The organism is Photobacterium makurazakiensis (assembly GCF_050336715.1).
GTDB lineage: Bacteria > Pseudomonadota > Gammaproteobacteria > Enterobacterales > Vibrionaceae > Photobacterium > Photobacterium makurazakiensis.
Map to the genome: position 1 here is coordinate 112,858 of NZ_JAKJSJ010000017.1, position 7,350 is coordinate 120,207.

8 protein-coding genes are annotated in these 7,350 nt (G+C 38.3%); 7 read left to right on the top strand and 1 reads right to left on the bottom strand.

Going from position 1 to position 7,350, the window contains the following annotated elements:
• The first annotated feature begins 198 nt into the window (after positions 1-198).
• Positions 199-1,578 (top strand): hypothetical protein, encoded by a 1,380-nt coding sequence (locus L4D09_RS08885; RefSeq protein WP_428457136.1) that lies wholly within the window; start codon positions 199-201, stop codon positions 1,576-1,578.
• A 325-nt stretch (positions 1,579-1,903) separates the two neighbouring features.
• Here L4D09_RS08885 and L4D09_RS08890 read toward each other — a convergent pair whose 3' ends face one another.
• Positions 1,904-2,908, bottom strand: coding sequence for a phage integrase (locus L4D09_RS08890; RefSeq protein ID WP_428457137.1), 1,005 nt, complete (start codon positions 2,906-2,908; stop codon positions 1,904-1,906).
• Between the two features lie 294 nt (positions 2,909-3,202).
• Here L4D09_RS08890 and L4D09_RS08895 point away from each other — a divergent pair, with 294 nt between their 5' ends.
• The 6 genes from L4D09_RS08895 to L4D09_RS08920 all read left to right on the top strand — a co-directional run bounded on the left by L4D09_RS08895 (position 3,203) and on the right by L4D09_RS08920 (position 7,321).
• Positions 3,203-4,093, top strand: coding sequence for a hypothetical protein (locus tag L4D09_RS08895; RefSeq protein WP_428457138.1), 891 nt, complete (start codon positions 3,203-3,205; stop codon positions 4,091-4,093).
• Positions 4,094-4,256: 163 nt separating this feature from the next.
• Positions 4,257-4,781 (top strand): hypothetical protein, encoded by a 525-nt coding sequence (locus L4D09_RS08900; RefSeq protein WP_428457139.1) that lies wholly within the window; start codon positions 4,257-4,259, stop codon positions 4,779-4,781.
• Between the two features lie 65 nt (positions 4,782-4,846).
• A complete protein-coding gene (locus L4D09_RS08905) occupies positions 4,847-5,137 on the top strand; it encodes a DUF2971 domain-containing protein (RefSeq protein ID WP_428457140.1) in 291 nt (96 codons plus the stop codon).
• Positions 5,138-5,196: 59 nt separating this feature from the next.
• Positions 5,197-5,475, top strand: a complete 279-nt coding sequence (locus L4D09_RS08910; RefSeq protein ID WP_428457141.1) for a hypothetical protein — start codon at positions 5,197-5,199, stop codon at positions 5,473-5,475.
• Positions 5,476-5,830: 355 nt separating this feature from the next.
• Positions 5,831-6,778 (top strand): HNH endonuclease, encoded by a 948-nt coding sequence (locus tag L4D09_RS08915; RefSeq protein ID WP_428457142.1) that lies wholly within the window; start codon positions 5,831-5,833, stop codon positions 6,776-6,778.
• Positions 6,779-6,796: 18 nt separating this feature from the next.
• Positions 6,797-7,321 (top strand): hypothetical protein, encoded by a 525-nt coding sequence (locus tag L4D09_RS08920; RefSeq protein ID WP_428457143.1) that lies wholly within the window; start codon positions 6,797-6,799, stop codon positions 7,319-7,321.
• The last annotated feature ends 29 nt before the right edge of the window (positions 7,322-7,350 follow it).

Sequence of the window (7,350 nt, forward strand, 5' to 3'; positions counted from 1 at the left end):
CTTTGAAATCTATGATGTATCAATTCATCGCTATACATCATTAATCTTATCCTTGTGTAATAAGGCGTAATAATTTACTCGTGCGATTTCGACTAGATTGATTGTTATTAAAATACAAAAAATTTAGATGCGGAGAAGCTATTAACACTGTGACTTAGTCGTAATGTTAATAATAACGCGTAAATGAAAGGGATATTAATGATGAAATACATTGGGAATATAATCAAAAAAACCATTCTGGTAACGTTAATCGTATTCGGTATACAAGCTTATGGCTCTGACTATTATCCAGAAGTGGGGGAGTGTGTAGCGAAATCTAGTTGGTTTAAACAACCTGTACTCCCTCCAGCTGAAGGAGTAGAAAGTCCATTTGCTTTTGTTGATGGTGAGGATAAATCTACCAACTGTAACTTTCATCAATGGTCTTGGAATAAATTTCTCTATTTGATGCAAACTGATTCAAAGACTGATGATCTGGTTATGTTTGGACCGAACTTTTATCAAGTTGATAATAAGATGATGCCTTATTTCGAACCGTGGAATGACATGTTAAATCCAACGGGGACTAAGTTATTAAAGCTGATGGTATTGGACGACATTACTCAAGCGGACGGTACTGTTTTGAGTACGAAGCAAGATTTAGGACCAGTTCGATATTCAATTCATGTAAATGATACCTTCTATCAATCAGCTATCGATGCTTTGAATAATGGTGTGAACATTGGAGACAAGTTTGAAGTGGGTTCAGTCGAAATCAAAGCTGCATGGGTTGATATGGCTCAGCTGGAATTATTGTATCCTGACACAGATATTCAACAGCGCTTTTATGTTCGAGAGGCTTTAGTTGAAGACGACTCTGTGTTTAAAGAACGGGCTAATTTTGCACTACTGGGTATTCATGTTGTAGGTATTGTTGAAAACCATCCAGAATTTATTTGGGCCACATTTGAACACAGCATGTTATCCCCAGATTATTTTGAAGGCCCAGCGGATAACTCTAAGTATTACGACAGTAGCAAGGCAGTGAGTGCTGTCAAGGATTATGCGCTGTATAAAGTTGGCTCTAAAGGTAGTGATGTTACCTTGGTTGGTGGCTCTGATAAGGTTATAAATAATACGTTTAGAATGTTTCAATATGGGGTTCCTACTGGTTTGCCATATTTAGGCACGGATGTCAGTTTAAGTGCAAGCTCTGAACAGCGTGAGCAAGATAAAGATACTTTTTCTAATATTACACAGCTAAATGACAGCGTGGATAAGAATCTTGCTGAGAATGATAGTATCTGGGGAAACTATTTTTATTCAGGCTCTATTTGGTTAAGTGTTCAAGGCTATAACTTTGCAGATGGGATATCAGGTAATATTGTCGGTAGTAAAGCAAACCCTCACTTAAGAGGCTCACTGGGCCTTGCCAATATAACCATGGAAACCACATTTCAGGCTGAACCTAACCCTAATACAATGCCCGATAAAATGGTTGCCAATAACTGTTTTACTTGCCATGGAATTGGTAAAGATAAATCAACCATGTTTACCAGCCATATATTCAAGAATCTAGTTAATTCCATGCAACAGTAAACCAGATTAAAATTGTGTCGCCTTGGGGACGAAGTTGGGAATAATTACAGCCAGCTCAACAGGAACGTGGTCGCGGTAGTTAGTGAATCTTCTAATAAGTGAAACTCGAACAAAAAAAGCCCCCTTACAAGAAGGGGGCAATAGTACCATCGCTATTATTGGCAAAAACAAATAACTTCAATGAAATCAATGGCTAGCTGTTAGTATCAATGACTTACAATTCTCAAGATAACGCAATAATCAGCAACTTAGGCGGTATTAATTCACCTCTGCCGCCATTCTGTCGCCACTTTATCGCCATTTTTAGGACGGGAAATTTGCTTACTTACAAAGAGTTGAGTGGGTTCTTCGTAACGGCATCTTGAAGGTGATCAGGAGAGAAGTGGCTATATACCATCGTCTGTTTTATATCTTGATGGCCTAAGATACGTTGGAGCACAAGAATGTTGCCTCCATTCATCATGAAGTAACTCGCGAAGGTATGACGCAGTACATGGGTTGCTTGGCCTTTAGGCAAATCTGGAAAGCACTTTCTAATACGCATATAGATAGGGTGGTAGTTAACCGAAAACAGCGGCCCACTACCAGGCTTATAAATAGCGTCATACAGCTCAGCAGAAATTGGCACTGTTCTGTTACGTTTACCTTTAGTATTGATGAACGTGATTTTGTACTTAGACAGCTGGCTGCCTTTAAGCGAAACGGCTTCCATAATGCGTGCGCCAGTCGCTAAACACACCTTAATGACATTGGCCATTTCTTCTGGGCTGTTACGCTCAGTGACAAAAGCCAATAACACTTTAATTTCTTCTGGTGACAAGAACGCCAATTCAGAATCACCAACACGAATTTTCTTCACATCTGCAAATGGGTTTGGCAATTCCCATTCTTTAACCCGAATTAGCTCGTTGAAAACCGCTTTTAACAGAGTGAGCTCAAGGTTCTGAGTTTGGGGGGAAACGGCTCTACCATCACCGACTAGGATGTTTGTACGGTTAGCGCGATAGTGGGTGTAGTCTTTACCTCTACAATTGGCAGCAATAGGGTTCCCCATTAGATTACAAAGGTTAGAAAGTACGTTCAGGTACATTTTACCTGTTTTGATGTTTTTACCGTGGTAGTCGTACCAAAGTGAAATCAATTCTGAAAGCCGACGGTTATCTTCTTTTGAACCAAGCCATGGCTTGTCTTCAATTTCACGCATTGTGAACCGTTCAAAGGCGAGGGCTTCCCCTTTGGTCAAAAACTTTTTGCGAACACGTTTACCGTACCGCCCTTGCGGGTAGCATTCGCATATCCAGTTTCCACCTGTTTGTTTTCTAACGGCCATAAGTAGTCACAACTGTATATTCATACAGCCATAATAATGGTGATAAGCCGTAAATCAATGTTTAATGAACTGAATAGAAACAAATGATGAATATCATCTAACTTATCAATAATGAATATGATATACATCACATACTCAATATGGTTCATTTGTGGGGTGATAATCCTATAGTAGAATGATATAGATAAGACTATATAGGTTATATTGATCAACGATCGCATATCTTCTGATACTGGCTAGAGTATGAAAATCGAATTCGTAAAATAAAATGTAAGGAAAATTAAGGATATAGCATTGGAATTATTATCTAAAGAGCTTGAAAAATTATTGATGATTAGCTGTAGGAGGTTTATTCAGCACGCATTAGATCATATTCTTATTCCAGTGAGAAACGATGTTGATATAGTCCAGTCTATCTTGAATGTGCAAGGGGCAATTGAAGTAATATCAAAAGTATATCACTTACGAAATGTAGGTTGGATGGCTATTGTTGACAATAGACATCATGATGAGAGTGAAGATGAATTACTAGAAAAATTATGTAAAGGCGAATTGAGAACAAAGCCGTATTGGAATTCGAAAGAATATGTCGAAATGAATATGGATTACTTTTCCGAAGCTAAGCCGTTACTGAAAAAATTTCAGCACTATCGTAATTCTATAGCTCACCTAGGATTACATGAATTACCTGAGTTTATAGATAGTGACATCCTTGAAGTCCTTATTCGGGTTATTAATACCTTAAATTGGGATGAATCAATGCCAAACGGTTTTTCACATATGGACGATAGTACAATTCAATTTATTGGTGAGAATCGATTCAAAAAATTACTCAAACACCCTGATTATATAGAATTAGCAGAAGACAAAGCACATGAGGTAGGCTGGGCCGTTCACAAGTGTTTTCAATGCAATTGTCGAACATGGGCACGCACTGATCTCGATGAATTATTATGTTATGCGTGCGGTTATCGTTTGTCAGAGGATTTAATTGAATTTGAAAATTGTAATGTGTGTGAATCAGAACAGACTCTGATGTATGACAGAATTCAAGGACATGGTCATGGTGTTACTGCAAGGTGCACAGAATGTAACTATATGACTCTCGTTGCCCGTTGTAATAATTGCGGTAATGCAAGTGAATATGTTGAGACTTGGGAATGTCGGGTTTGTGAATCTGCCTAACAAGCACTTTAAACTGAACAAAAACAGTTGGATTTGTTCCACTTTACTCCACATTATAGCCAACAATTTTTGTCCGTTTAAGTGAGCGTTAGGATCTCCGTGGTATTCGCAGCTTTCTGGTCAAATGCTCGAAATGGATAAACCAAGACCACTGGAGAATATTATGAAAGGTAAGTTAAGCAATAATAAAGGAACTCTTATTGAGATGTTCCTAACTTTTGATTCGGGGTTAGCATTAAGTATACAGCCACTTGTTAATGATGCTGCTTTAATTATTTTTGAAAAGCATGGCTTAGACCATCTTAATAATAAAATTGATCTCTCACCAGGGACCATTGCTGTATTGAACCACTTAGGTGAAGTAGTCGAAACCTATGAGCTTCCAAGTGATATAAAAAGCATTGAAAATACAGTGCTATATCCTACAGGCGAGGTTTGGACCGGTAATCCATTTGAAGATGACGAACTGAATGAAATGTGTCTAGTTGTTCTAAGTGAAGAAGGGTTGTCTTTAGTTAAACCGGATCCATCTTTAACATTTGAAGTTCAAGATGATGATCGTCGTCCGACTATTTTAGTAAAATGTTCCGGTGATTATACTCAGAAGTGCGGGCGTCATCAGTGTGGCAGATGCTTCTATTTCAATAAATTTATTCCAAACGGGCTGTTTGATAGTGCCCAATCCTAACAAACCCAGTCAGCAGGACGCAGCGAGCTGCGCCTCTGCTGGCGGGGTTAAATGCTAGGGGTATTATGAGAGTTTATCATTTTGTTAGAGAAGAGCATGTCGAAAGCACACTTCGAAGTAAGCACTTGAAAATTTCTGAGCTAATGGAGCTTAACGATCCGTTTGAGTTCTTAGGCGTTGAGCTTTCTAGCAAGAAAATTCGTTATGCGCTCAATAAAACTAAAGAGCAACTTTCAAAAATAAGAGGAATCTTGTGCTTTAGTGGAAACTGGAATAACCCTGTTCAGTGGGCTCATTATGCGTCTAATCACAAGGGGGTTTGTTTGGGTTTTGAGATTGATGAGATAGCATCCTAGCTAAGGTTGACTACATCAAAAGTAGATATGAAATACCTGAAAAATTCGATGAAAGCTTTATGGATAAACTTCTAACTTCAAAGTTTAACCATTGGTTTTATGAAGATGAACATCGAGTGTTTGTAGACTTAGAGCCACTGAAACGAGAGAACGGGTTATATTTCAAAGAGTTTGATTCAAGTATCCAACTAAAAGATGTATATATTGGGCATTTATGTAGCGTTGATAAACAGACGGTATTAAATCTGATCGGAGAACACTCTTCGCCAATACGAGCTGTGAAAGTAAGGCCAGATTTTAAATCTTTCAAAATCGTGATTGACCAGAGAAGCACTTAACAAATTGCTCAAGTCGACAGCCAACGATCAACTTAATCGCTCCGCTTGGGTTCTGTGACTATGGCAGTCCTGTTTAAGTGCAGCGGTAGTTAGCTGCGAACTACATGGACTCCTCCGGAGATCAACAACGTAAAGTATAAAGGTTTGGGACTGCCGCTCTACATTCGGTATGTTTACTAGTTTTGTTGCTATGACTCGACGCGGTTGCTGTTCCACATTCGTTAGCACTTGCACATCCAGCTTCCATCTTTTTCTTTTCTAGTACCCTTTACCCTGTATATTTACACAGATATGATGTATGCAATTACATACAAATCAATGTCTATTGGTGTAAATAGAAACAAGGGGAATTTTCATGCAGTTAGACAAAACTGTTTACCCGAACCTTGAAGTATCTCATTTAGAACGGCTGCAGTGGGCTTCTGATCATTCGGAGGAGATCGTTCCTTGGAGTGAACTCAATCGAAAAGATTTCATGATTGCAATGATACCTAAAGGTATCTACAAGCCAGCTAAAAGTGAATATGCGCTTTCGGTGAAACAAATAATAAATGGTCCATATGCCGATAGAACGCCAGTAGATCATAGCGACGGGACTTGGACATATTATTACTACCAGGAAGGCCATGAGCCGAGCGACCGAGATAAACACGCTACCAACAGGGGACTACTTAAATGCATGGAAGATAAAGTACCTGTAGCTGTTGTTATACAACAGACCAAGAAGCCACAGAAAGTGACCTACCTGGTAAAAGGTATAGGTTTAATCAGTGAGTGGAAGAACGGGTATTTTAAGATTGATGGGTTCAGTGCCCAAGGTAAAGTTAATCCAACGAACACTGATGGTCAGTATCATAGCGAAATTGAATACATTGAAGATGAAACAGAAGGCTATGAACCAAACTCTACCGAGGATGGCCGTGAGAAAACCTTCCAAAGTATATGTAAGCGAAGAGGTCAAAAGCGATTTAGGAACTCACTAATTCGTGCTTATGGCGGAGCCTGTGCTATTACTGGAACTAACGTGGAAAGCGTACTTGAAGCAGCTCATATCACTCCCTACAACGGTGAAGAATCTAACCATATTTCTAACGGAATTTTGTTGAGAGCTGATATTCATACTCTATGGGACTTAGGTTTAATTGCTGTCGATGAATCTGAGTATGCAGTGTTAATTAAGGAAAGCCTTAAAGGGACGATTTATGAAGAGCTTTTTTCAAAAAGAATCACTCTACCAAAAGATGTAAGTGAATGGCCATCAGTTAAGTGTTTCTCTCATCATAGAAAAGAGTTTGGTTTATAGATAAATAAAGGTTATTTCATGAAGGAATATGTGCATATCTCAAAGGATTATAAGCAACTTATTTTAGGGTGGTTAATTTATATATTAGCCATCCTTATAGGTCTTTTTGTTAAAAAAATTGAATTTACATTGGTTTTATTAGTATATAGTTTTAGCATATTAATCAAGTGGGGGGTCGGTTGGCAAAAGCCTCATATTCAGAAGGGGCACGTAATGTTGATGARTGGTGCAATATTCACTTCAGTACTTGCCTACATAATTAATAATCCTGATCCAGGTTTAGTAATTCCAGAAGATTTATTGCTATCTTATAATATCATCACTGTTATTGTAGCAACTGCATTTACTGGTGTTGGTGGCAGCCTTATTGCTAGTGAGGCGATGAAACATACACCAGATAAACATGAGAAATCTGTATATCAATCAAGTGTCGATGTAAGATATCTAGAAAAGAAATTACAAATATTGTCAATTGGTTTCTTTGTGTTATCAGTTCTTGTCGTTGGTGGTTTTGGAATTATTATTTATTTACTAACTAGATGAAGAATTAAACTATTTACATAGTTCAGATA

Bases quoted from the DNA above. Each gene is read 5' to 3' on its own strand.
- L4D09_RS08910 (WP_428457141.1), top strand. From the start codon at position 5,197: ATGGATAAACTTCTAACTTCAAAGTTTAACCATTGGTTTTATGAAGAT.
- L4D09_RS08905 (WP_428457140.1), top strand. From the start codon at position 4,847: ATGAGAGTTTATCATTTTGTTAGAGAAGAGCATGTCGAAAGCACACTT.
- L4D09_RS08890 (WP_428457137.1), bottom strand. From the start codon at position 2,908: ATGGCCGTTAGAAAACAAACAGGTGGAAACTGGATATGCGAATGCTAC.
- L4D09_RS08915 (WP_428457142.1), top strand. From the start codon at position 5,831: ATGCAGTTAGACAAAACTGTTTACCCGAACCTTGAAGTATCTCATTTA.
- L4D09_RS08900 (WP_428457139.1), top strand. From the start codon at position 4,257: ATGAAAGGTAAGTTAAGCAATAATAAAGGAACTCTTATTGAGATGTTC.
- L4D09_RS08885 (WP_428457136.1), top strand. From the start codon at position 199: ATGATGAAATACATTGGGAATATAATCAAAAAAACCATTCTGGTAACG.